General features: G+C 44.4%; 21 protein-coding genes. 8 read left to right on the forward strand and 13 right to left on the reverse strand.

The features are described from left to right. Positions 1-647: 647 nt before the first annotated feature. The 5 genes from ACFQWC_RS11330 to ACFQWC_RS11350 all read right to left on the reverse strand — a co-directional run bounded on the left by ACFQWC_RS11330 (position 648) and on the right by ACFQWC_RS11350 (position 8568). Positions 648-2135, reverse strand: coding sequence for a glutamate synthase subunit beta (locus tag ACFQWC_RS11330; protein WP_299744850.1), 1488 nt, complete (start codon positions 2133-2135; stop codon positions 648-650). A 17-nt stretch (positions 2136-2152) separates the two neighbouring features. After that, on the reverse strand, positions 2153-6751 hold the full coding sequence (gltB, locus tag ACFQWC_RS11335; protein ID WP_377107366.1) for a glutamate synthase large subunit: 4599 nt from the start codon (positions 6749-6751) through the stop codon (positions 2153-2155). 431 nt (positions 6752-7182) lie between these two features. Next, on the reverse strand, positions 7183-7638 hold the full coding sequence (locus ACFQWC_RS11340) for a DinB family protein (RefSeq protein WP_299744844.1): 456 nt from the start codon (positions 7636-7638) through the stop codon (positions 7183-7185). A 125-nt stretch (positions 7639-7763) separates the two neighbouring features. Beyond that, positions 7764-8225 (reverse strand): SRPBCC family protein, encoded by a 462-nt coding sequence (locus ACFQWC_RS11345; protein ID WP_377107368.1) that lies wholly within the window; start codon positions 8223-8225, stop codon positions 7764-7766. Then, complete coding sequence (locus tag ACFQWC_RS11350) at positions 8218-8568, reverse strand: MerR family DNA-binding transcriptional regulator (RefSeq protein ID WP_299744838.1); 351 nt, start codon at positions 8566-8568, stop codon at positions 8218-8220. The genes ACFQWC_RS11345 and ACFQWC_RS11350 overlap by 8 nt, the downstream gene beginning before the upstream one ends. 411 nt (positions 8569-8979) lie before the next feature. Here ACFQWC_RS11350 and ACFQWC_RS11355 point away from each other — a divergent pair, with 411 nt between their 5' ends. Further along, positions 8980-10530, forward strand: a complete 1551-nt coding sequence (locus ACFQWC_RS11355) for a glycoside hydrolase family 10-like protein (protein ID WP_341357684.1) — start codon at positions 8980-8982, stop codon at positions 10528-10530. A 42-nt stretch (positions 10531-10572) separates the two neighbouring features. Here the strand turns inward: ACFQWC_RS11355 and ACFQWC_RS11360 are convergent, their stop codons facing one another. The 8 genes from ACFQWC_RS11360 to ACFQWC_RS11395 form a co-directional block, all read right to left on the reverse strand. Then, positions 10573-11124: a cysteine dioxygenase gene (locus tag ACFQWC_RS11360; RefSeq protein WP_299744833.1), complete on the reverse strand. Its 552-nt coding sequence runs from the start codon at positions 11122-11124 to the stop codon at positions 10573-10575. 17 nt (positions 11125-11141) lie between these two features. After that, positions 11142-11618, reverse strand: a complete 477-nt coding sequence (locus ACFQWC_RS11365; protein WP_377107992.1) for a DMT family transporter — start codon at positions 11616-11618, stop codon at positions 11142-11144. A gap of 3 nt (positions 11619-11621) precedes the next feature. Then, complete coding sequence (locus tag ACFQWC_RS11370) at positions 11622-12065, reverse strand: DMT family transporter (RefSeq protein ID WP_377107371.1); 444 nt, start codon at positions 12063-12065, stop codon at positions 11622-11624. A gap of 571 nt (positions 12066-12636) precedes the next feature. Continuing rightward, positions 12637-13968 (reverse strand): 6-phospho-beta-glucosidase, encoded by a 1332-nt coding sequence (locus ACFQWC_RS11375; RefSeq protein ID WP_377107373.1) that lies wholly within the window; start codon positions 13966-13968, stop codon positions 12637-12639. A gap of 19 nt (positions 13969-13987) precedes the next feature. Continuing rightward, complete coding sequence (locus ACFQWC_RS11380) at positions 13988-14278, reverse strand: hypothetical protein (protein ID WP_377107375.1); 291 nt, start codon at positions 14276-14278, stop codon at positions 13988-13990. Positions 14279-14675: 397 nt separating this feature from the next. Continuing rightward, the gene (locus ACFQWC_RS11385; RefSeq protein WP_299744822.1) at positions 14676-15956 is read right to left on the reverse strand and encodes a PTS sugar transporter subunit IIC; all 1281 of its coding nucleotides are present in this window, start codon (positions 15954-15956) and stop codon (positions 14676-14678) included. A 27-nt stretch (positions 15957-15983) separates the two neighbouring features. Further along, positions 15984-16289 (reverse strand): PTS sugar transporter subunit IIB, encoded by a 306-nt coding sequence (locus ACFQWC_RS11390; RefSeq protein WP_044339788.1) that lies wholly within the window; start codon positions 16287-16289, stop codon positions 15984-15986. Positions 16290-16291: 2 nt separating this feature from the next. After that, complete coding sequence (locus tag ACFQWC_RS11395; RefSeq protein ID WP_377107378.1) at positions 16292-17158, reverse strand: MurR/RpiR family transcriptional regulator; 867 nt, start codon at positions 17156-17158, stop codon at positions 16292-16294. Between the two features lie 161 nt (positions 17159-17319). Between ACFQWC_RS11395 and ACFQWC_RS11400 the strand changes: the two genes are divergently transcribed. The 7 genes from ACFQWC_RS11400 to ACFQWC_RS11430 all read left to right on the forward strand — a co-directional run bounded on the left by ACFQWC_RS11400 (position 17320) and on the right by ACFQWC_RS11430 (position 24597). After that, positions 17320-17652, forward strand: a complete 333-nt coding sequence (locus ACFQWC_RS11400; protein ID WP_299744814.1) for a PTS lactose/cellobiose transporter subunit IIA — start codon at positions 17320-17322, stop codon at positions 17650-17652. A gap of 18 nt (positions 17653-17670) precedes the next feature. Then, positions 17671-18759 (forward strand): DUF871 domain-containing protein, encoded by a 1089-nt coding sequence (locus ACFQWC_RS11405; RefSeq protein WP_377107380.1) that lies wholly within the window; start codon positions 17671-17673, stop codon positions 18757-18759. Positions 18760-18776: 17 nt separating this feature from the next. Continuing rightward, positions 18777-19691 (forward strand): BadF/BadG/BcrA/BcrD ATPase family protein, encoded by a 915-nt coding sequence (locus tag ACFQWC_RS11410; RefSeq protein ID WP_377107382.1) that lies wholly within the window; start codon positions 18777-18779, stop codon positions 19689-19691. Then, positions 19684-20850 (forward strand): anhydro-N-acetylmuramic acid kinase AnmK, encoded by a 1167-nt coding sequence (gene anmK / locus ACFQWC_RS11415; RefSeq protein WP_377107384.1) that lies wholly within the window; start codon positions 19684-19686, stop codon positions 20848-20850. Before ACFQWC_RS11410 ends, anmK begins: the two co-directional genes overlap by 8 nt. Positions 20851-20869: 19 nt before the next feature. Beyond that, the gene (gene murQ / locus ACFQWC_RS11420; RefSeq protein WP_299744804.1) at positions 20870-21769 is read left to right on the forward strand and encodes an N-acetylmuramic acid 6-phosphate etherase; all 900 of its coding nucleotides are present in this window, start codon (positions 20870-20872) and stop codon (positions 21767-21769) included. A 99-nt stretch (positions 21770-21868) separates the two neighbouring features. Then, complete coding sequence (gene glcD / locus ACFQWC_RS11425) at positions 21869-23281, forward strand: glycolate oxidase subunit GlcD (protein ID WP_299744801.1); 1413 nt, start codon at positions 21869-21871, stop codon at positions 23279-23281. Continuing rightward, positions 23278-24597, forward strand: a complete 1320-nt coding sequence (locus ACFQWC_RS11430) for a (Fe-S)-binding protein (RefSeq protein ID WP_299744798.1) — start codon at positions 23278-23280, stop codon at positions 24595-24597. Before glcD ends, ACFQWC_RS11430 begins: the two co-directional genes overlap by 4 nt. Positions 24598-24639 lie beyond the last annotated feature (42 nt).

Raw genomic sequence — 24639 nt, forward strand, 5'->3', positions numbered from 1 at the left:
TAGACAATATTCCTATTCTAGATTGTTTAGAAGTGAATATGCTACCCTTTCATACTTATTTTCACTGACTTGTTCTATAGTCAATAGAGCCTTTATACTTAGGACTTTTTATGAATATTGAGGGACGGACCTTGGAAGGGAATTTTTTTGATGTGGTCCGCTATCATTTTTCCATAAAATAGAAAAAGACGCAATTACTAATGAAAATGACGCAATTACCTATGATAAAAACGCAATAAACTAAAAAATGACGCAATTCTTTACCAAAGCGACGCAATTATCTCCAAGCACACTAGATAAAGCCCTTACCTAGACCTTCTAAAGGACCTATCAGACCCTTTTTTTAGATTTAAAATACGTATTTAGAGCCTATACGAATGAAGTTTCACCATATTTCCCTTAATATGGCCACTTCCCTCACTTTTCAACGATCGTACAACCCACATCCCAGCAAAAGAAACAACCAACTGCTCCCGTAATTCTCTACTTACAGGATCTTAAGGGACGGACCTTGAAGTTAGATAGAAGAAATGGTGTGGTTATGAGGATTGGAGGTGGTGGATGGGACGTGAGAGAGGCCCGTCCCTCTTTAAACACGCAAAAAAAACCCCGTCAGGCATCAAGCCCAACGGAGGTCCGTCCCTCTATTAAGGTAATTCAGTTCCACCCATGAGGTAGCGGTCGCATTCGCGTGCTGCTTCACGGCCTTCGTTGATGGCCCAGACGATGAGGCTTTGGCCTCGGCGCATGTCTCCTGCAGCGAAGACTCCATCGACGTTGGTCAGGTATTTGCCGTACTCTGCTTTAACGGTGGAATTGCTGTTTGTTTCGACTTCAAGTTCCTTGATCAGGTCTTGTTCCGGACCACTGAATCCGATTGCCAGAAGGACAAGATCTGCCGGCCATACTTTTTCAGTTCCAGGAATTTCATCTCGGATTTTGTTTCCATCTTCATCATAACGAAGCTTTACATTGATCGTATGAACTTCTTTGATATGACCATGTTCGTCACCGACAAACTTCTTGGTCATGACAGCGTATGCACGTGGATCTTCTCCAAGTACTTCAGCTGCTTCTTTTTGACCGTACTCAACCCGGTGAATGACCGGGTATTGCGGCCATGGGTTGCCGACTTCATCCCGCATGGCACCCTTTTTATCGTAGATATCAAACTGAGTGAGGCTTTTACAGTTATGTCTTACAGAAGTGGCTAAACAGTCTGTGCCTGTATCCCCACCACCGATGACGATGACGTCTTTCCCTTCAGCAGAAATATAATTTCCGTCTTCCAGGTTGGAATCCAACAGGCTTTTTGTATTCGAATGAAGGAATTCCATTGCGTAATGAACGCCTTTTAAATCACGTCCTTCTACTTGGATGTTACGATGGACGGCTGCACCTCCGCAAAGTATGACTGCGTCAAAGTTTTCACGCAGATTTTCCACTGTGTAGTCTTTCCCGACCTCCGTATTCGTAACGAATTCAATGCCCTCTTCCTCTAAAATATCAACGCGACGCTTAACAACTGAATAAGGCAATTTCATTTCCGGAATGCCATATGTTAATAGTCCGCCTACACGATCATTTTTTTCAAAAACAGTCACAAGGTGGCCTGCTTTATTCAATTGAGCAGCAGAGGCTAATCCTGCAGGACCTGAACCCACGACCGCCACTCGTTTACCTGTGCGGTGTTCAGGTGGTTCAGGAATGACCCAGCCTTCTTCAAACCCTTTTTCAATAATCGAACGTTCCACTGTTCTGATCGCCACAGGCGGCTCATTGATCCCGAGTACGCATGCTCCTTCACATGGTGCCGGACAAGCAAAACCGGTGAATTCCGGGAAGTTGTTCATCTGATGTTCACGCTTTAGGGCTTCTTTCCATTGTCCCTGGTACACAAGGTCGTTCCATTCCGGTATTAAGTGATAAACGGGGCAACCAGTTGTCGCTCCGTTGATTTCCATTCCAGACTGACAGGTAGGAACGCCGCAATCCATACAGCGCGCCCCCTGTTTCTTGACTTCTTCTTCCGAAAGAGGAGAGGTGTAGTCGTTCCAATCCTTCGTTCGTTCAGCTGGATTTCTTTCATCTAATGTTTGTCTTTTATATTCCATGAATCCAGTTGGCTTTCCCATAATATCCCCCTCCCTCTTTATTTCGCTGGTTCTAACACTTTTTTCTCTTCTTTTGTGCCTTCTTCAAATGCTGCCATTTCGGCATCGAATTTCTCTAATCCACTATTTTCAAGCTCACTGATCCGCTCTCTCATCTTGAGGTATGATTTCGGAATCACGCGCACAAATTTGGACACGTAGGAATCCCAGTTCGCTAAAATCTTCTTACCGTTGTTGCTGTTTGTATAATGAACGTATTTCTCGATCATGTCGTATACATCTTTCATTTCGTCCGGATCAAATAATGGCTGAACGAGGACAAGCTCCTGGTTACATCTCGATCTGAAGTTTTCATCTTCATCCAGTACATAGGCGACTCCGCCTGACATACCTGCGGCAAAATTCCGTCCTGTAAGTCCGAGTACAACCACTTTTCCACCTGTCATATATTCACATCCGTGATCCCCGACGCTTTCAACGACTACCTGCGCTCCACTGTTACGGACACAGAATCGCTCGCCGGCCACTCCATAAATATATGCTTCTCCACCAGACGCCCCGTAGAAGGAAACGTTACCGATGATCGTGTTTCGTTCTGGGATGAACGTAGCGGTCGGATCAGGATGAACGATGATTTTCCCGCCTGATAAACCTTTTCCTACGAAGTCATTTGAATCCCCGACAAGTCTAAGGGTCAGACCTTTTGGAATAAAGGCTCCAAAGCTTTGCCCTGCAGATCCTTTAAACGTCAAACGGATTGTATCTTCCGGTAAGCCTTCTGCCCCATAACGTTTTGTAATTTCGCTTCCAAGCATCGTGCCGGTTACGCGGTGAATGTTTCGAATCGCTGTCGTCCATTCAACCGGTTCTCCCGTTTCAATCGCTTGGCGGCAGCGGGGAATCAGCTCTTGATAATCGAGTGTTTTCTCAAGCTCGTGATCCTGCTTTCTTGTCGCATAGCGGCCCACCTTTTCAGGTACATCTGGTTGATACAGAAGAGCAGAGAGGTCGATTCCTTTCCCTTTCCAATGATCAATCGCTTCGTTTGCTTCCAGGATATCGGTTCTGCCAATCATTTCATTGATCGTTCGGAAACCAAGTTGAGCCATAAGCTCTCTTGTTTCCTGGGCAACAAATCGCATGAAGTTCGCTACATGTTCAGGATCACCTGTGTATTTTTTTCGTAACTCAGGGTCTTGTGTCGCAATACCGACCGGACATGTATTCAAATGACAAACACGCATCATGACACAGCCAAGAACAACAAGCGGTGCAGTGGAGAATCCATACTCTTCCGCTCCTAGAAGCGATGCAACAACAACATCCCGGCCCGTCATCATTTTCCCATCAGTCTCGACGACAATCCGGTCGCGAAGACGATTCAGTAACAGGGTCTGATGAGCTTCGGCAAGACCGATCTCCCATGGCAATCCTGTATGTTTCAGACTGGTTCTCGGTGCAGCACCCGTTCCCCCGTCATATCCACTGATTAAGACAACATCCGCCCGGCCTTTTGCCACACCTGCAGCGATCGTGCCAACACCTACAGCAGATACCAGCTTTACGCTGATGCGTGCTTGCGGGTTTGCATTCTTCAGGTTATAAATCAGCTCGGCAAGGTCTTCAATCGAATAGATATCATGATGAGGCGGTGGTGAAATCAACTCCACGCCAGGAGTAGATCCCCGCACTTCAGCAACCCAAGGATATACTTTCTTTCCAGGGAGATGTCCTCCTTCTCCAGGTTTGGCTCCTTGTGCAACTTTGATTTGAATTTCGTCCGCATTAACCAGGTAATGGCTTGTTACACCGAAGCGTCCTGACGCTACTTGTTTGATCGAGCTGCGCCTTGAATCCCCATTTTCATCCGGTGTGAAGCGGCTCGGATGTTCCCCACCTTCACCTGAGTTGCTCCGACCTCCAATTTTATTCATGGCTATCGCTAATGCTTCATGGGCTTCCTGACTGATGGATCCGAATGACATGGCACCAGTCTTGAATCGGCGACAGATTTCTTCCACTGATTCAACCTCTTCAATCGGGATAGGCTTCGTTTCTTTAAACGAAAGTAGTCCACGCAGAGACTGCAGATTCTGCTTCTCGTCTGTGAGCATGGTGGAATATTTTTTGAATAACTCGTAATTATTCGTACGACATGCATGTTGAAGGGTGTGAATCGTACTTGGATTGTACGCATGATCTTCTCCATTTTTTCTGTACTGGAATTCATCTCCCGAATCCAATGTGCGTTGATTATCTTTTCGGTCATTGAACGCTTTTCGATGCCTTAACAGCACTTCTTTTTCGATGATATCCATCCCGATTCCGCCGAGTCTTGACGCTGTACGGGTGAAATATTTATCAATCACATCTTTATGGATCCCTACCGCTTCAAATATTTGTGCTCCACGGTAACTCTGGATCGTCGAAATTCCCATTTTAGATAAAACTTTGATGACACCGTCTGTCCCTGATTTCACAAAGCTTTGAACCGCTTGTTCGTAAGTAGTGTCCTGCAGCTCGCCCTTATCGATGAGATCACGCAGCGTTTCATAGGCTAAATAAGGATTGATTGCTTCCGCACCATATCCGAGCAGGGTTGCGAAATGGTGAACCTCTCTTGGTTCCCCTGATTCCAAAAGGATGCTGACAGTCGTACGCGTTCCTTGGCGAATTAAGTGATGATGCAGTCCTGAAACGGCTAGGAGTGCTGGAATGGCAGCTTTGTCCTTCACAACTCCACGGTCAGATAAAATAAGGAGTGTCGCACCATCTTCAACGGCCTGGTCAGCTTTTTCATACAGAGCATCCAGCGTGCTTTCAAGCTGATTTTCCTCATTTGTTACATCAAATAAAATCGATAAAGTAACGGCTTTGAAGCCCTTTTCGTTTTGATGACGAATCTTTTCAAGCTCTTCACCGGTTAAAATCGGTGACTTTAAATGGATATGCCTGCAGCTTTCAGGACCCGGATTAACCAGGTTTCCTTCTGCTCCAATCGTTGTTCCTACAGATGTAATGATCTGTTCTCGAATCGCATCGATCGGTGGGTTTGTTACTTGAGCAAATAGTTGTTTGAAGTAGTTATAAAGAAGCTGTGGCTTTTTCGATAATACGGCAAGAGGTGAATCATATCCCATGGAACCAACCGGATCTTTCCCATCCGTCACCATCGGCTTAATGATTTTGTTCAATTCCTCATTTGTGTAGCCAAAAGCCTGCTGTTGCAAGAGCACATCTTCTGAATCCAGTTGAACTGGTTCATGTGTCGTTTCAGGTAAATCCTCAAGTTCAAATTTATTGTTGTCCAGCCAATGTCTGTACGGATGCTCAGAGGCAACACGCAGCTTGATCTCTTCATCCGGAATGATTCTTCCTTTTTCCAGATCTACAAGCAGCATTTTTCCTGGCTGTAATCGATCTTTGTACACAATGTCATCGGCAAAAATATCCAGGGCCCCTACTTCAGAACCAAGAACAATCATACCGCTTTTAGTCACATAGTAACGTGCAGGCCGAAGTCCATTTCGGTCAAGGCAGGCACCAATCTGTTTTCCATCCGTAAACACAAGGGCTGCCGGTCCATCCCATGGCTCCATCAAACAGCTATGATACTCGTAGAAGTCCTTTTTCTTCGGATGAATCGTGTCATCGTTTTCCCAAGGCTCCGGTACCATCATCATGGCGGTGTGAGCAAGGGATCTTCCTGATAAATGAAGGAATTCAAAGCAGTTATCAAACATAGAGGAATCACTGCCTGTCTCGTCAATAACAGGAAGGATCTTTTCCAGATCTTCTTCTTTAAATGCACTTGAATGGCACAGCTTCTCACGTGCGCGCATCCAGTTCACATTCCCTCGTAATGTATTGAATTCTCCATTATGGATCGTATATCGGTTTGGATGAGATCGCTGCCAGCTTGGGAAAGTGTTTGTACTAAAGCGGGAATGTACAAGGGCTAAAGCTGACCGGAACTCAGGATGGTTGAGGTCAATATAAAAGGAATCCAGCTGCTCGGGAATGAGCATCCCTTTGTAAACGATGGTTGTAGAAGACAAACTACAAAGATATACATCCTCTTGTCCTTCAACATTTGCCACTTCTTTTTCAATTCGTTTACGGATCACATATAGCTTACGCTCGAAATCCATCCGGGACTGTATGTCATCCGATACGCCTATGAATACTTGACGAATGAACGGTTTAGACTTGGAAGCCACTTTTCCTACAAAGGAATCATTGAGTGGAACAGGTCTCCAGCCAAGTGTCTTCTGACCTTCTTCTTCAATGATGCGCTCAAAGATTTCTTTGCTCTTCATGCGCTTCTCATAATTTTCAGGAAGGAATACCATTCCGATCCCATATTCACCTTTTCTAGGAAGGATAATGTCTTCTTTCTCACATTGCTTTTTGAAGAAATGATGAGGGATTTGGGTAAGGATACCTGCACCGTCACCAGTGCTTGTATCAGCTGATTGTCCTCCACGGTGCTCTAAGTTACATAGAATGTTAATTGCATTTTGAACGATGCTGTGACTTTTCGTCCCATCAATATTTGCAATCATTCCAATTCCACATGCTTCATGTTCTTGCGCAGGATCATACATGCCTTGCGCTACAGGAAGATTCGTTTTCATCCAATGTCCTCCTCTACTAAACTTGTATATTTTTTGAATAATTAACCGGTTAATTAAATTTTCTTAATTTTCGTTAGTATATCATGAAAATTAGAAAAAACGAAAAATTAAGTTAATGGATAGAGAGTGGTTTTTCCAAATATATATGTAATTGGAGGGATGAAGGTTGATATATAAATGTTTGTTTTCACTTAATATTCAGAATCTTTAAAAGCTTGATGCAATCATAAAGAAATCGCTTTCAAAAAATCGCTCATCGGAACATATTTCATCAAAATCCAACATGAATTTTCATGCAAAATCTTAACTGAAAAATTTTTTTCGCACCCTGAAATTCAGCTCCTGAAACTCCTCTTCTTTTCCCTCTATTAACAAAATTCAAACCATATGAAGAGGGACGGACCTCCGAAAATTCCGTGGGTCCGTCCCTCTCAAATAAGCTCATTTATCTGATTCATATGGTGTTCATCATGTTTGGCTAAGTTATTAAAATAGTCAGGGATTGTTATTGTGCTTTTGCCGATGGTTATCTCTCTGTGCCATTCCTGATCATTCATTGTAAGGATCGCTTTATGCAGCTTTTGTCTCGTAAGAATGAATGCTTCAATGGTTTCGTGTTTGGAACGCTCTCTGCTTTCCTTTGCAGCTTGATGATTCAATTCATCCGGGTCAGGCCCAGGAGGCATTTCTTTTCCTAATTTAAAATAGGGAATCCGGCTTTCCAGAACAAATTGATCCCACGGAATGAAGTGTCCGATGATTTCCGCAACACTCCATTTCCCTTCATCAATCGGCCTTCTCCATTGTACCTCCGATAAGGACTCAAGTGATGTCACCCATTCCATTACCTTTATGTGATGTGTTATGATTTTTTCTTTATTATCCATTTTCTACATCCCCTTCTAAATAACACTTACCATGCTACATTCGATTAAAGAAGGGATAGTTCCTGCTTGTGAACGTATAGAGGGACGGACCTCCACGAATCGTGGAGGTCCGTCCTTCTTCTTCACTACTTATTCGCTTCTTTCAATGCTTCACTTTCAACACGGTCCATGAAATCGGTGACGACTTTGTTGTTGTTTTTTTCTCCGCCAAGTTTTAATAAGACTTTTCCGAGGAAGTTCAGTCCTCTGTTTTCGCCTTTATAGATGAATCTGGTTTGTTTGTCGTCTATTTTGTGGAGGGTGAATTCAGCTTCGATTTCAAAGGCTTTTGCAAGTGTGAAGCCAATTTTATTGTGTTTTTTCTCGGGGGTGTTCTCGTACTCGAGGTCTTCTACAATATACGTCTCGATTCTTTTCCCCTCTTTGTATTTCTGTTGGTAGGTGGACCCTACCACGCCTTCCTTTTGCTCCAGTACCTTGTTTTCAACGACGTTCGGCATGATTCGTTGAATGTTCTCAATCTCAAACAAATGCCATATCGTTGCAATATTGACTGGAATGATCCGTTCTTCATGCCATTTAATCATTCATATCCTCTCCTATTCCCATCTCGAAGAAATCATCCATTTCTGCAATCACTGTTTGTATGCGCTCTATCTCCGCTTCTAAATCCCGTTTCTTCGCACGTATCAATTGTTCCAAATTCTCAAAGGATTCATCATTTACGACGGTTAACATTTCTTGTATGGAAAAGTTAAATCTCCTTAAGTAGACCAATAATCGTCCCACTAGATAGGATCCATTATCATAATAGCGATAGTTGTTTGCAGGATCGATATACACAGGTTCGAGCAATTTTATCTCTGCGTAGTAACGCAGTGTTTCCTTACTCAGTCCTGTCATCTTGGAAAACTCGCTCACCTTGTACATTCTTTCCACCTCACACCTAAATCATAAACTATGTGGTGCACCACATGGTCAATCCCTTTCTATCAAAAGATCTCTCAACCCTGCTTTGTGAATGGAGTGCTTAATGAATCGAAGCCCTTCAAACTCTTATATTACCACCACATCAACCCGATCGTTCGAAACATTCTGTATCCATTCTTTCCCTTTCTTTCGTTTTTAGAACTATTTAACTAGTCAAATCTTACTGATTACCGATAGAATATTCAGTTTTTTTACCTCGTTGGTACTATATACCATAAGAAACCAACACCTTATAATGAAAATAGAAATAATATTTCATGTTTTTATTTTATTTTGTGAAGTATTATTTCAATAAAATGAAAACGGTTTCTTTTAATGGGAAACCTGTTAATGAAAGCGGGGAATTTGTTGATGAAAGCAGTGAAGTACATGATCATGGCCGCCTTGTTGTTCTCGCTAGCCCTTCCTTTTTCTACAGGAAAAGCAAAAGCTTCGGAAACTCATGCGCCTAAACATGAAATGCGCGCAGCATGGATTGCCACGGTTCAAAACATTGATGTGAAAGCTGGAATGGATCAAGAGGAGTATACGGATTGGGTGACAGAGACCCTTGACGAGCTAAAAGAGTTGAAATTTAATACCATCATCTATCAGGTGAAACCTACTGTAGATGCCTTCTATCCTTCTGAACTGGCTCCTTGGTCCCAGTACATTACAGGTGACAAACAAGGAACCGATCCGGGATATGATCCACTACAGATCATGATCGATGAATCTCATAAGCGCGGAATCGAGGTTCATGCATGGGTGAACCCTTATCGAATTACGATGCCAAATCAAACGATCGAGTCACTTGCTGATGACAATGTAGCTAAGCTGCATCCAGAATGGGTAGTGAAATATGGCAAGCAGTATTATTTGGACCCGGGTATACCTGAAGTACAGGAATACCTGATTGATACGGTTGAAGAATTAGTGAGCAATTACAACATTGAAGCCGTTCACATGGACGATTATTTCTATCCTTACCGCATTGCAGGAGAAATCTTCCCAGATCAAGATACATACGAGAAATATGGAAGTTCGTTTGACGATATTGAAGACTGGAGACGAAATAACGTAGATGTTCTTGTAGCTGACATCAATTCATCCATCAAAGACATTAAAGAATGGGTCCAGTTTGGTATCTCCCCATTTGGTGTATGGAGAAATATTGCTGATGATCCTACAGGAAGCGACACACAGGCAGGACAAACGAATTATGACGACTTGTATGCAGACACCCGTCAATGGATCAAGGATGGAAGCATCGATTATATTACCCCTCAAATCTATTGGTCTAGAAAACTGGCTGTTGCTAACTACTCCGTTCTATTGGATTGGTGGAGTCAGGAAGTGAATGAGTATGCGTACAACCATCCTGTTAATCTTTATATAGGGACGGCCGACTATAAAGTGGGAGACAATTTTGACCAGGAATGGTTCAATCCTTATGAGCTGCCAGAGCAAATCATGGACAACCGTGATAACGGAACCGCCCTTGGACAAATGCATTTCTCTCTAAGACAAATCTTTGAAAACCCACTTGGTTACGCAGATATTTTACGTAACGAGGTTTACACAGAGCCTGCTTTAACCCCTGCCACTCCTTGGAACAATGAAACGCTTCCAAAGAAACCGAACACGGTGAAAGCAGACAAACATGAAGATCATGTAACTTTGACCATCGATGATAAACATCACTCCGATGCCAGAAAATATGTCATCTATCGCTTTGATGGCGTGAAAGAAGGAGATTACGAGAATCCGGCTAATATTGTAGATGTCGTTTATTCTCAAGGAAAGCTAACAACGTATGAAGATACTTCAGCTCAAGAAGGTGGAATGTACACTTATGGAGTTACGTCTGTTTCTCCGACAGGGGTAGAAAGTAAGGATGCGAAAACAGTGAGAGTACAATAATCATTGAAAGAAGCGTTCCCCCATAATGGAGGAACGCTTTTTTCATTTTAATTGAATTTCCTTCACTTTCTGCTTTATATGATCCGGCCACCATGCCCCGCATTCTTCAGAAACAACACAGGCAGCACATTTTCCCAGGTCGTACACCATCATACCCTGAATAGGCGGCGAATAGAGATGGAGGGTCACCAGCTCTTCCCCACTCCCCTTCTTCATTTTATGAACACCCTTTTTGGGTGCAAAAAAGAAAGAACCTTTCCTATATTCGCGATCAAATATCTCCTGTGGAAGCTGGTTTTCTTTTACTTCAAAGATTGTATTGACTGAAGTCCCGTTCATGACTTGAATCCATCCCTTTGAGTCCCCGTGATCATGTGGAGCACATTCCATGTCGGACCAATTCATCACGAGAAGCTCTGCTACTTCATTTTGATAAAGGAGCTTTCGATAATAGGGTTTTCCATCCGCAGACTGTAAGTATGGCTGTAAATCATCGAGACTTACGTTTAGAGACTGCAAGACTTCTTTAAGTTCTTTCGTGGAAGGGGTTGTCAATTCATCTAATCTATTCTTTATGCGTTCCCTTAAGGTCACCGCGATTCCTCCCTGTGTTATCGTTTCCTCCCAAGCAACCGCTGGAAAACAGAAATCATCTGGCCGTTTACAATCACAACTCCTATTATAATTATGACTCCACCCATGATGCTTATGAAGAAAATCTTCTCATGCAGGAGAAGGATCGCCGCAATGAGTGTGGTGACGGGCTCTAAATACAGAAACATCGAAACCTTTGACGCATCCAATACCTCCAATGCTTTCGCCCAGTACCAATAAGCGATTCCCGACACAAACATACCGAGGAACATTAAGTGGGCCCATTCCACATTTGACAAAAGAGAAATGCCTTCCCAGCCCCGGTTTCGGATGAGAAAAGGGATGGTTAAGCTGAAACCAAGTAGACTCATATAAAAGGTGATGACGAGGGATGGCAGCTCGATACGAAGTTTTTTCAGCAACACAGAATAGATGGCCCAGTTTAATGTACTGAGAATCATCAGGATATAACCGATATTGACAGCAAATCCGATGGACTACCCGCTCCTCGCTGTCGTTACCATCAGCACACCTGTAATCGCTATAATCATGCCCAGTGCTTTAGGAACCGTCATTTTTTCATGTAAAAAAATCATGGAGAGGATTACGGTGAACACGGGAGAAAAAGAAATCATCCAGCCTGCTGATGATGCATCGATTGTAAGGAGGGCCGTCGCCTGGATCACTTGATGAATGAAGACGCCAAGTACCCCCAGCACAATCAGATGAGGAATAAACTTTAGCGGAATGGTGAGTCGATATCTTTTTAAGAGTAAAATCATGAGAAGAAACAGCGCTCCAATCGCAAACCGAAGAACGAGCAGCGTATAAGGATCAAGGGTGTCCAACACTGCTTTCGTTGATACAAATGATATGCCCCAAAAGCTGATTGACATCGTGGCATATAAGGAGGCTGCTACTTTTGTTTTAACTGGAATCATAGGCGGACGTTTCCTTTCGGATAAGCGTTCTTTCTATCATGGTATGCTCGTCCGGAAGAAAGATGTGGGGATTGTGGTCGAACTTGGTGAGGGGGTGGGTTGGGTTTAGGCGTTTTGAAAATAAATCTGGAAATTTGAAAATAAGTTGGGTGTTTTTGAAAATAAATCTGAGAATTTGAAAATAAACTGGGTGTTTTTGAAAATAAACTGGAATCGGACCCGCTTGGGCATCGCTTATTTATCGAATATCGATAATATAATGGGTAAAGTCGATGATATATTTGAAAAGTCGATAATCAACATGCCAAACTCGATAATATATCCGAAAAGTCGATAATAAACAGCTCAAATTCAATAATATATCCGAAAAGTCGATAATAAACAGCTCAAATTCAATAATATATCCGAAAAGTCGATAATAAACAGCTCAAATTCAATAATATATCCGAAAAGTCGATAATAAACAGCTCAAACTCGATAATATCTTAACCAAAACCACTTCCTACCCCCATTCTCCTCGCCAATCCACGCAAAAAGTGCCCCAAATCAATATTTGAGACACTTCCCAACCTTAACTATGTGTAAATCTCTCACGAAACTGCGGTAAATACTCTTTATGCACCTCAAGCATTTCATCCAGCAGCTGCTTAGCCTTCACATCACTCGTCACCAACGGATTGATCGTCATGGCAAGCAATGCTTTTTCATAGGACCCTGTAACCGATGCTTCCGCAGCAACCCGTTCAAAGGATTTAATTTGATGAACAAGTCCACTCACAGCCACCGGCAGCTCACCAACCGCAATCGGCTTAGGACCAGACTTCGTAACGACGCAATTCACTTCCACAGCAGATTCCCGTGGTAAATCGCTGATCGCTCCGTCGTTCTGGACATTCAGCGTTTGAATGTCACCGCGATCATTATAAATCGATGAGATGAGATTACATGCCGCATCGCTGTAATAAGCGCCTCCCCTTTGTTCAAGCTGTGGAGGCTTGATATCAAGGTTTTCATCCTTGTAAAGTTCGAAAAGCTCATTTTCTAATTGCTGAACCACTTCTGCCCTGGTGGTCCCCGTCTTGAATTCCTCTAACTGCTTTTCTAAAATATCACTCGTTTTATAAAAATATCGGTGATAAGGACATGGAATGATTCCCAGACTCTTGATGAACTCCGGTTCCCATGGGAGCGGCGCAATATTCCTCATGCTGACCTGCTTGTCAGGATTGCTCATGATTTCCAGTACATCCTCTAAAACTGACTCACCGTCCACCAAAACGTCCAATCCGTACACCATATGATTCAATCCGGCGAAGTAGATATGCAGTCGTTCTACCTCCACGTCAAGAAGCTTGGCCAATGTCATTCTCGTATTAATGGGAAGATTACATACGCCAACGACTTTAGGATGTGACCCGTAGCGCAGCAAAGCCTCTGTCACCATGCCTGCAGGATTGGTGAAGTTGATCAACCAGGCGTCAGGGCAGAGCTGCTGCATTTCATCTGCGATTTCCAATAGAACCGGGATCGTCCTCATTCCCTTGAACAATCCCCCGGCACCATTCGTTTCCTGGCCGATCATCCCGTACTTGATCGGAAGCCTCTCATCGCGGATTCTCGCCTTTAGTTGTCCGACTCGCATTTGAGTCGTGACAAAATCAGCATCTACCAATGCCTCTTTCCGGTCCAGCGTAAGATGAATCTCCATGGGCACCCCAGCTTTTTCTACCATTCTCTTCGCCAAATTCCCGACGATGTCGAGCTTATTTTTCCCAGCTTCAATATCTACAAGCCACAGCTCACTCACTGGAAGCTCATCATAACGCTTGATCAATCCTTCCACAAACTCGGGAGTATAGCTTGAGCCCCCGCCGATCGTAACGATCTTGATTCCGTTTTTCATTGTGAATGCCTCCTCGAGATTACTTGGCAACAAACGCCAAAATAAAGCTTATTAAGAAACTGACAACCACTGCTAATAAAACGCGCTTCTTTTTAACGGAGGCATTTTCAACAGGACCTTCAATTTTCAAGAGAACAAATGAGAGTCCAACCGATGCCGACATCCCCGTTGCTAAAAATACGCTCCAATCCTTTGCGAGTCCCGCACTCATCAAAGGCTTGGAAAGAAGTAATAGTCCAATAGATACGGAGATTAGAAGAACAAACACACTTCTAAAACCGATTCGCTTTGGGACAACCGTTTCTGTCATTTGAATCACTCCTAATGCTAATGAAGAAGTGGGAATCCTAGGACCCCCACTTCTGTTTTTTGATATGAATGCTTATGTGGAGAGGGAAAAGCCGCCTCCGCTTTTGTATTTGTCCAGCTACAGCGGCTGTTCCCTCCGCTTTTCTACCTGTCCAGCTACGGGGCTTAGAGGCTCGAGGTCATAAGCTATTCCGCCAAGAAGGGTGAAGTGCAACCTTCTTGACGGCTTAGCTTATGCTTGTCGCCTCTAGGCAAAGTCCCTCCGCTTTTCTCTTGTCCAGCTCCGGCGGCTAGCCCCTCGAGGTCATAAGTCCAGCCCTCCAAAAAGGCAAAGAACGCCTTTCCGGTGGACTTGCCTTATGCTTGTCGGGGCTGATCGAGCCGCCTCCGCTTTTCTATTACGCCGCTTGTTGATCGCTTTCTTCCATCTTCGCCATCTTCTTGTCATACATCTTGAAGAATGGGAAATAGATAGCGAACGAGATTGCGATATTGATAAGAACCATGACGATGGCTCTCCAGTCACCACCCGTTGCGAGGTACGCTCCGATTGGTGCCGGCAGTGTCCAAGGTGGCATGATATAAGTTGGCGATACCAGGCCAATAGACGTTGCCACATATGACAAAGTACCAGTGATCAGAGGGATCGTAATAAATGGAATGATCAGAATCGGATTCAATACGATTGGAGCACCGAAGATGATAGGCTCATTGATATTGAAAATGCCTGGTACAATACTTGTTCTTCCTAACGCTTTCAGGTATTTCGAGCGCGAGAAGAAGACCATGGCCAGAACTAGTCCGAGAGTTGCTCCTGAACCACCGATCCAGATGAACCATTGGTAGAATGTTTCTGGTGCGATGTGCGGGATTGCTTCTCCGTTTGCAACCGCATCTGCGTTGTTTACAAGGAACACTTCCCATAATGGACGGGCCACCGTTCCTACTACAGACACCCCGTGGATACCGAATGACCAGAAGAATGTAATTAAGAATACCGGAATCAATACACCGAATATACTGTCACCGGCTGTAACTAATGGAGCAACAGCTACACCGATCAAATGATGTAAATCTATTCCGGCTAATACGGTTACGGCAGAAACCAGTAGAATGACAATCGCTACAGGAATAAGTGCTTCGAAGCTTCGTGATACAGATGCCGGTACTTGCTCAGGCATTTTAATCGTAATGTTCTTCGTTTTACAGAACCTCAAAATTTCAACTGCAAAGATCGAGACGACCATGGCGACGAATAATCCATGACCACCAAGGTTGGTCATCGGCAGAACCCATCCTTCCCCGTCCATTACTTTCGGTGTAATTGTTAATAGAAGTGCTGCTACTGAAATTTGGGCACCGGATAATGGATCCAGATTATAGCTTTTCGAGAGGTTGTACCCTATCCCGAAGGCTATATAGAGTGACATGATAAACATGGTCAGTCGGTATGGAATCAGGATTTCGACGATGTTGTCTGCAGCCCACTGCTTGATGTCTCCGAATATTCCGCCATCAGGAAGCGGTGGAAAAGCTAAGATCAGGAAAAATGAACCTACGATAATAAATGGCAGTGCTGAAATAACCCCATCCCGAATTGCTTGCAAATGCCTTTGTTCAGAGAGTCGGGCCATTGGACCTGACAAGTTATTCTCTAAAAAATTCACAAACTTTTGCATGTTTTTACCCCCTTGTTTCCTATTAAATTAGTTGGTTAATTCTTTTACTGTTTTCAGTAAAGTCGGGCCGCCAAGTGGCGTGTACGCTTGTGGAGGAATCGGACCACAAGGAACATTCGCTTCATCAGCGGCTTTCTTCACTTGATCAAAACGGTGTCTGATCTGTGGTGCCACCATACAAACATCCCACCCCTTGGAGATCTCCTCAGATACCTCACCGGTTCCGATTGCATGGACTTCCATCTCAATACCTGCCTTGTCCCCTTCTTTTTTCAGTGCATTCACTACAATTGCGCTGGACATTCCACCGGAACATACGAATAATACTCTCATTTCTACTCTTCCTCCTCTTTCATTCTTTGTACTACTTCATGTGTATGAATAATTTGCTCATAGACGCCATGTCCTTTTTTCATGCATAAAGCGACGAATAAAGCATCAATCACGACGAGTTGAGCAATTCTTGCCGTCATGGTCCCGATTCGGATGTTGTGTTCTTCCTCGGAAATCGTTAAGACGATATCAGCGAGCTTCCTCGCCGGTGATTTCCCATGCTGTGTCAATAGAACGATTGTAGCCCCTTTTTCTTGAGCGACGTTCATCAGCTTTAATATTTCCTTCGTCTGCCCTGAAGTCGAAACGACGAATAGGACATCTCTTTCCGTTAAATTGGCAGCCATCATCATCTGCACGTGAATATCACTAGCTTGAAATGCCAGATAGTTCAGTCGTAATAGCTTTTGCGTAAAGTCTTCCGCTACTACAGCTGAACCTCCTACTCCATACAGGTATACCCGTTCAGCTTTATGGAACGCGTTCACAGCCCGATCCAGATCATCTATGGAAAAAAGCTTTTCCGTGTTCTTGATCGCTTGATAGGTGTTCACCAGTACTTTGCTGAAGACGGTTTCAAGATTGTCTTCAAAATGGAGGAGTGTATTGATGTCATGACCCATTGTTTCTTCAATATTTGTGCTTTTGGCCAGTTCGATCTTCAATCCGCTGAAACTATTGATTCCGATTCGTTTGCAGAATCGGATGATGGCTGCTTCACTGCTCCCGCATGATTGTGAGAGTTGCTTTGTCGTCATTTCCATTACTTTGTCAGGAAACTCGATCACATATTGAGCAACCGCAATCTCAGACGGGGTGTAGTTCTCCATCTGACTTTTGATGTGTTTTAGTACTTGAAATTCTGTCATAGTCACCTCCAAAAAAAATGATTGTCTTGAAAAGGCTTTCAGTTTAATATGATTATATGCGATAATGAAATTAAATTTCAATATTATTTTAAAATATTTAAACTTTTATTTTACTACTCTAGTAGAAACTAGTTCTAAACAGGAATGAGGAGGAGTACACAATGGCAGAGGTACGCAACGTAGAAATGGAGATATTTGAAATTATATCAAACGGCGGGAATGCAAAAAGCACCGCATATGAAGCACTGGCAAAGGCACATGAAGGTAAGTTTGCGGAAGCTGAAGAGATGTTGAAAACAGCCCATGAAGAGCTGAACAAAGCTCACAAAACGCAAACGAGTCTCATTCAGGCAGAAATCAATGGAGAAGATTTTGAAAAATCACTTCTGATGATTCATGCCCAGGACCATTTGATGACCTCTATCAGTGAGATCTCGTTAATTGAACAAATGATACCCTTATTAAAAAGAATAGATAAACTTGAAAACAATTAATTTTAAGGAGGCTTACCAATGAGTAAAAGACTCGGAGTTTCAATTTACCCAAACCATTCAACTACTGAAAAGGATAAAGAATATCTGGCTCTGGCTGCGTCTTACGGTTTTAAGCGAGTGTTCACCTGCTTACTATCAGTAGAAGGTGACAAAGATGGAATCATCTCGAACTTTAAAGAAACGATTAAGTTTGCACGTGAAAAAAATATGGAAGTCATCGCTGACATCAGTCCCCGTATTTTCAAAGAACTGAACATCTCGTATGATGATTTATCCTTTTTTGCCGATCTCGGGGCTCACGGTATCCGCCTAGATCTCGGGTATACAGGGCATGAAGAATCGATGATGTCGTACAACCCTTATGATTTGAAAATTGAACTCAACATGAGTAATGCAACGAAATACATCGATAACATCATGACGTATCAACCGAATAAGGATCAATTGCTTGGATGTCATAACTTCTATCCGCACCGCTACTCCGGTTTATCCTATCCATTCTTTATTGAATGCAGTAAAAAGTTTAAAGACTTCGGGATGAGAACGGCTGCGTTTGTCTCTTCTTCCGATGCAACATTCGGTCCTTGGCCGGTCACGGAAGGATTGCCTACATTAGAAATGCACAGGAACCTTCCGATCGATGTCCAGGCGAAGCATCTTTTTGCAACAGGGTTAATTGATGACGTCATTATCAGTAACGCTTATGCATCAGAACGTGAAATGCAGCTGCTTAGTGAACTGAACACATCGAAGCTGACCTTTACAGTCGAAACCCATGAGACGACCACTGACTTAGAAAAGACGATTATCTTTGAAGAACCGCATTTCTATCGTGGTGACGTATCTGACTACTTGATCCGCTCGACTCAAAGCCGCGTGAAATATCGTGGAAGAGAATTCGCTCCCCATAATACGGTAGACATCAAACGCGGAGACATTGTTATTGAAAACGACCTATATGCCCAGTATGCAGGAGAACTTCAAATCGCGCTTCAAGATATGGGGAATTCAGGCAAAACCAATGTGGTGGGGCGTATCCGCGAAGAAGAGATCTTCTTATTGGATTACCTGAAGCCTTGGGGTAAATTTGCTTTTCAAACCAAGTAATGTGGAGGTTTCTTTAGATGACTAGAGTGATAGGAATCGATGCAGGCGGGACGAAAATACAAGGACTCGTTCTTGATTCAGAAAAGAACATCCTGTTTCAAAGTTTATCCGGACACGGCAATCCAACGGTTTCCTTTGAAGAGGCACTGACCAACCTCTCATCCGTGATTCAACAATGCTTGGACCACACTTCTTCTGAAGAGGTGTCCCATATTGTAATCGGAATGGCAGGTGCCGAGTCCGGTAATCTGGCTCATCGAATCAAGAAGGAGTTACAAAGGATGACTTCCCTGCCTATTATCGTATTGAATGATGCCACCCTCGCCTATTTCAGTTTAATCGGAAATCAGAACGGGGTGATGACCATTGCGGGAACCGGTTCGATTTGTTATGGACGAAAAGGGAAACAGGAAGGAACCACCGGCGGATGGGGACATCTTCTTGGTGACGAAGGCAGTGCGTATCATATAGCCATGGAAGCCTGTAAACAGATTTCCATGGAGATGGATTCCGGTAAACCACTTTCCCCTTTCTCCCGTGCCATTTTAAACGAAATCGGAGCGAGTGATGGGAAAGGGTTAAAAGGGGTTATCTATTCTTCTGCCAAAGGTGAAATTGCCAAGCTGGCGAAGGCGGTTCACAAGCAAGCTGAGGCTGGTAATGAAGAGGCCTTTCTTTTACTTAAAATAGCCGGGGGGCAGCTTGCTCGACAGACGATTGCCTTATTGGAGAAACTGCAGATCTCTTCGAAACCGGTTATCGCCTTAAAAGGAAGTGTCCTTGAACATAATGTGGTGGTGCAATCCATTTTTAAAGAAAGTATTTCAGAGCGTTTTCCAGACGCTTCCTATATCGTCGATTCAACCTCCCCTGCCACCGGGGCAGTCGATGTGACAGAAGCCATCAGGGAAGGAAGGTTGTCATATGAGTAAGCGTTTAGCTGTCGGGTTAATGTCCGGTACTTCTGTGGATGGGGTGGATGCTGCCCTTGTTTCAATTGAAGGCAGCGGCACGGATACAAAGGTGGAGCTCGTTCATTATTCGACGGCTCCCTTCCCTCCACACGTAAAAAAGAAAATCTTCGACGTGATGAGTGTCACAGAATCGTCCACTCCCCTCCTTTCCAGCTTGCATTTTGAGCTTGGAGACGTTTATGCCGATGCTGTGTTGAAGGTGTGTTCAGAGGCTGGCGTTTCAGTAGAGGCTTTAGACTTTATCGGATCACATGGGCAAACGGTCTATCACCAGCCCTTTCATACCGAAAATTCGGTTCCTTCCACTCTTCAAATCGGGGAGCCGAGCGTGATTGCGTATCGTACAAATACTAGAGTCGTCTCCAATTTCCGCTCCATGGATATGGCGGCCGGCGGTGAAGGGGCCCCACTTGTACCTTATACTGAATACCTTCTTTACCGGAAAATAGACAAAGGAAGACTGCTTCAGAATATCGGCGGCATCGGAAATGTGACTGTACTTCCTAAAGATTGCACTCTTCAAGAAGTATTCGCATTTGATACCGGTCCTGGAAATATGGTCATAGATGGATTATGCGAGCGACTATTCGGCCTCTCTTTTGATGAGGATGGAGCGATTGCTGCGAAAGGGACGGTCCAGAAAGACGTCGCACAGAAATGGATGGAATGGGAGAAGGATTTCTTCCTTAAAGACCCTCCAAAGTCAACGGGTCGCGAGCTGTTTGGAGATGTATTCGTGAATCGCATCCTCGAAGAGTTTGGTGATCTTTCGAAAGAAGACTTAATTGCGACAGCAACCTACTTCACAGCTCTGACGATTTCGGATGCCTATGAAAAATTCGTTCTTCCAAAACACCCTATTAACGAAGTCATCATTGGCGGCGGCGGAAGCTACAATGTGACACTTCTCTGTATGATGAGGGAGCTTCTTCCCCAGTTAGACATTCAGATCCAGGAAGATATCGGCTATTCTTCCGATGCCAAGGAAGCAATCGCCTTTGCCCTCCTGGCGAACGAAACGCTTCACGGAAATCCGGGCAACGTCCCAGGAGCAACCGGAGCAGGTAAACCCGTCATACTGGGGTCCATCACTCCCCGTCCCGTATTCACAAATTGAAAGGCAGGTACTATAGAATATGGACCTTCATAAGATCCTGACTGAAACGAGAAATCCTCAAACATTAAACATAGATACATTGAGCACGGAGAAGATTTTAGAAAGAATCAACGAAGAAGATCAAACCGTTGCATACGCCGTGGAAAAAACCATCCCAGTAGTATCACGTGTGGTCGATTCCATCGTAGCGAGGTTGAAAAATGGCGGCCGTCTTCTTTATGTAGGTGCAGGCACAAGCGGACGCCTGGGCATCCTAGACGCATCGGAATGCCCGCCTACCTTTAGCACAAATCCCGGCCAGGTGATCGGAATCATCGCGGGTGGTGAAAGAGCCATCCAGTTTCCCTTAGAAGGCGCCGAGGATGATGAAGAGGGCGGCCGCAACGAAATCGCGATTCGTGAAGTTGGCGCAAATGATGTCGTGGTTGGTATCGCCGCAAGCGGACGGACGCCTTATACGATCGGAGCTTTAAAGGAAGCAAAATCAAGAGGGGCTGTAACCGCGTCTGTTGTGTGCTCACCTCAATCCCCGATGTGTGATGTAGCCGACCACTCGATCGTCGCAGAAGTCGGTCCGGAAGTCGTCACAGGATCGACGCGCATGAAAGCCGGAACAGCCCAAAAATTGATTTTGAATATGCTCACTACCGCATCCATGATCAAACTGGGCAAGGTATACAGCAACTTAATGGTCGACGTGATGCCTTCAAACGCAAAACTGAAAGTCAGAGCGCGAAACATCATCATGGAAGCAGCGGACGTCTCTGAACAGGAAGCAACCGAAGCCCTTGAAACATTCGGCAGCGTCAAACCTGCCATCCTATCGCTTCTGACAGGCCTCGAAGAAAAAGAAGTCTACGACCTTCTCACACTTCACAACGGCCACCTGCGATCAGCCATGAAAGCCGCAATTAAATAAGCTATTATGAGGGACGGACCTTGACCCATCGTCAGGTATCGTCTCTTTACTCTTTTTATACAAGATATGAAAAACATGTTAATAAAGGTGGAATTTAGTATGATCACTCCAGAAATTAAAAAACGTTTCATCGAAATCGTCGGCGAAGAAAATTACCGGGATACACCCGCAGAAAAGCTTGTCTATTCCTATGATGCAACTCCTAATTACCAATCCATGCCTGACGCGGTCATCGTCCCCCGTTCGACAGGGGAAGTATCAGAAGTCGTAAAAGTCTGCAATGAGCACCGTATTCCCATCGTCCCTAGAGGGTCCGGAACGAATCTCTGCGCAGGTACCTGCCCTACAGAAGGCGGACTTGTACTCTTATTCACCCATATGAACAAGATCCTGGAAGTCGATGAAGAGAATTTAACAGTGACGGTCCAGCCGGGTGTTGTGACCCTGGATCTCATTCATACAGTAGAAGCAAAGGGTCTTTTCTATCCTCCTGACCCAAGCTCCATGAAAATCTCAACGATCGGTGGGAACATCAATGAGAACTCCGGTGGTTTGAGAGGGCTGAAATATGGCGTAACCCGCGATTATGTGCTGGCATTGGAAGCCGTCCTCCCCAATGGAGACATCATCCGTACCGGGGGGAAACTTGCGAAAGACGTAGCCGGCTATGATTTGACCCGCCTTTTTGTCGGATCTGAAGGAACACTTTGCGTCATCACAGAAGCGACATTAAAGTTGGTTCCCATGCCTGAAACGAAGCAGACGATGCTGGCCCTTTATCAGGATATCGAAGCAGCTGCCCAAAGCGTTTCCAGCATTATCGCCAATCGTATCATTCCGACTACCCTTGAATTTTTAGATCAGCCTACACTTGAGGTGGTCGAGGATTTCGCCAAAATCGGCTTGCCAACCGATGTAAAAGCGGTGCTCTTGATCGAACAGGACGGTCCTCCGGAAGTGGTTGCACGTGATATGAACCGAATGGAGGAAGTTTGTTTGCAGAACAACGCTGTATCTGTTCAATTAGCCAAAACGGAGATAGAAGCAGATGCCCTTCGTACCGCCCGCCGTTCTGCCCTATCGGCACTGGCACGTCTTAAACCGACGACGATATTAGAGGACGCGACGGTTCCCCGCTCGGAAATCGCCAAGATGGTGAAAGCGATCAATGATATTTCCGATCGCTATGAGTTGAAGATTTGTACCTTTGGCCATGCCGGGGACGGAAATCTTCACCCGACGGTTGCGACTGATGCCCGGGACCATGATGAAATGGAGCGCGTCGAAGCGGCCTTTGAAGAAATCTTTGCTCATGCCATTGAATTGGGTGGAACCATTACCGGAGAACACGGAGTCGGCATGATGAAAGCCCCTTATCTCGAATGGAAACTTGGACCTGAAGGCATTGCAGCCATGAAAATGATCAAGCAATCATTCGATCCAACTAACATAATGAATCCGAATAAAGTATTCGCTAAAGAATCAAGAAAACGTGTGGTGATTTCAAGATGACAACCCTTTTAGAAAAACAAAAGATACAGCAGGAATTTAAAGACCGAATGGATGAAGATGAATTATTGAATTGCATGAGATGCGGATTCTGTCTCCCTTCCTGTCCTACGTATATAGAATCAGGATTTAAAGAATCCCATTCACCGCGCGGTCGAATCGCCTTAATGAAGGCAGTGGTGGATGGCGTCATCGAACCGGATGAAGAAGTTGAACGAACATTGGATCTATGCTTAGGCTGCAGAGCCTGTGAACCCGTTTGTCCTTCCGGAGTGAACTACGGTCACCTTTTAGAAGAAGCACGCGATATCATCAATCAAAATAAAAAGCACTCCCTTCCTGTACGGGTTCTTAGAAGAACCGTTTTTGAAGGATTATTCCCACACCCGGACAGAATGAGAATGGTCACGAACCTTCTCGGAATCTACCAACGCTCAGGACTGCAGAAGGCGGTACACACTACGGGTGTTATGAAACTATTTCCGGAAAGCATGGCGACAATGGAGCGCGTACTTCCTCAAGTTCCAAAGCTGAAAGACATGAAGGAGCGCCCAACGTCTCTTTCCTCGATTGGGGACGTTCGTAAAAAAGTCGCTTTCTTCTCTGGCTGTTTAATGGATACGATGTTTCTGGAAACAAATAATGCCACTACGAAACTATTGCAGCTGGCAGGCTGTGACATCGTGATTCCAAAAACGCAAACCTGCTGCGGAGCCTTGCATGGCCATAGCGGTGAAAAGGACTCGGCAAAGGATTTGGCAAAGCGAAACATTGCGGCATTTGAAGAATCAGGAGTCGATTACATTATCACCAATGCCGGAGGATGCGGAGCCTTTCTCGTCGACTATGATCACTTACTGAAGGATGATCCCGATTGGAAAGATCGTGCGGTTCAATTTAAAAATAAAATCAAAGACATCTCCTCCATTCTTGTAGAATTAGAGTTTCATAAAAAGAAATTGAACGTTTCCCCTCAACGAATCACGTATCAGGATTCATGTCACTTGCGAAACGTTCAGCGGACATTTGTGGAACCAAGACTTCTCCTGCAATCAGTGGAAGGTGCTGATTACGTTGAGATGAAACAAGCCGATCACTGTTGTGGTTCAGCCGGGATCTACAACATCGTCGAATCCGAAATGTCCATGAAGATCCTCGATCACAAAATGGACAACGTCGAACAAACCCAGGCAACCACCATCATCACATCAAACCCGGGCTGCCTCCTCCAAATGAAACTAGGCATCGAACGAGAAGGCCTATCCAATAAAATGCGAGCAATCCACATCGTAGACTTTTTATTGGAAGCAATTCAGTGAGAGGGACGGACCTCCTCATTTACTCAAATCCCGTTAAATCAA

The organism is Rossellomorea sp. GCM10028870 (genome assembly GCF_042666755.1).
GTDB lineage: Bacteria > Bacillota > Bacilli > Bacillales > Bacillaceae_B > Rossellomorea.

What these genes read in the sequence shown, in the direction of transcription:
- ACFQWC_RS11370 (WP_377107371.1), bottom strand. Translation starts at nt 12,065, where the DNA reads ATGATTCCAGTTAAAACAAAAGTAGCAGCCTCCTTATATGCCACGATG.
- ACFQWC_RS11340 (WP_299744844.1), bottom strand. Translation starts at nt 7,638, where the DNA reads ATGGATAATAAAGAAAAAATCATAACACATCACATAAAGGTAATGGAA.
- ACFQWC_RS11375 (WP_377107373.1), bottom strand. Translation starts at nt 13,968, where the DNA reads ATGAAAAACGGAATCAAGATCGTTACGATCGGCGGGGGCTCAAGCTAT.
- ACFQWC_RS11330 (WP_299744850.1), bottom strand. Translation starts at nt 2,135, where the DNA reads ATGGGAAAGCCAACTGGATTCATGGAATATAAAAGACAAACATTAGAT.
- ACFQWC_RS11400 (WP_299744814.1), top strand. Translation starts at nt 17,320, where the DNA reads ATGGCAGAGGTACGCAACGTAGAAATGGAGATATTTGAAATTATATCA.
- ACFQWC_RS11385 (WP_299744822.1), bottom strand. Translation starts at nt 15,956, where the DNA reads ATGCAAAAGTTTGTGAATTTTTTAGAGAATAACTTGTCAGGTCCAATG.
- ACFQWC_RS11430 (WP_299744798.1), top strand. Translation starts at nt 23,278, where the DNA reads ATGACAACCCTTTTAGAAAAACAAAAGATACAGCAGGAATTTAAAGAC.
- glcD (WP_299744801.1), top strand. Translation starts at nt 21,869, where the DNA reads ATGATCACTCCAGAAATTAAAAAACGTTTCATCGAAATCGTCGGCGAA.
- ACFQWC_RS11380 (WP_377107375.1), bottom strand. Translation starts at nt 14,278, where the DNA reads ATGACAGAAACGGTTGTCCCAAAGCGAATCGGTTTTAGAAGTGTGTTT.
- murQ (WP_299744804.1), top strand. Translation starts at nt 20,870, where the DNA reads ATGGACCTTCATAAGATCCTGACTGAAACGAGAAATCCTCAAACATTA.
- ACFQWC_RS11390 (WP_044339788.1), bottom strand. Translation starts at nt 16,289, where the DNA reads ATGAGAGTATTATTCGTATGTTCCGGTGGAATGTCCAGCGCAATTGTA.
- ACFQWC_RS11355 (WP_341357684.1), top strand. Translation starts at nt 8,980, where the DNA reads ATGAAAGCAGTGAAGTACATGATCATGGCCGCCTTGTTGTTCTCGCTA.
- ACFQWC_RS11395 (WP_377107378.1), bottom strand. Translation starts at nt 17,158, where the DNA reads ATGACAGAATTTCAAGTACTAAAACACATCAAAAGTCAGATGGAGAAC.
- ACFQWC_RS11410 (WP_377107382.1), top strand. Translation starts at nt 18,777, where the DNA reads ATGACTAGAGTGATAGGAATCGATGCAGGCGGGACGAAAATACAAGGA.
- ACFQWC_RS11350 (WP_299744838.1), bottom strand. Translation starts at nt 8,568, where the DNA reads ATGTACAAGGTGAGCGAGTTTTCCAAGATGACAGGACTGAGTAAGGAA.
- ACFQWC_RS11345 (WP_377107368.1), bottom strand. Translation starts at nt 8,225, where the DNA reads ATGATTAAATGGCATGAAGAACGGATCATTCCAGTCAATATTGCAACG.
- ACFQWC_RS11405 (WP_377107380.1), top strand. Translation starts at nt 17,671, where the DNA reads ATGAGTAAAAGACTCGGAGTTTCAATTTACCCAAACCATTCAACTACT.
- gltB (WP_377107366.1), bottom strand. Translation starts at nt 6,751, where the DNA reads ATGAAAACGAATCTTCCTGTAGCGCAAGGCATGTATGATCCTGCGCAA.
- anmK (WP_377107384.1), top strand. Translation starts at nt 19,684, where the DNA reads ATGAGTAAGCGTTTAGCTGTCGGGTTAATGTCCGGTACTTCTGTGGAT.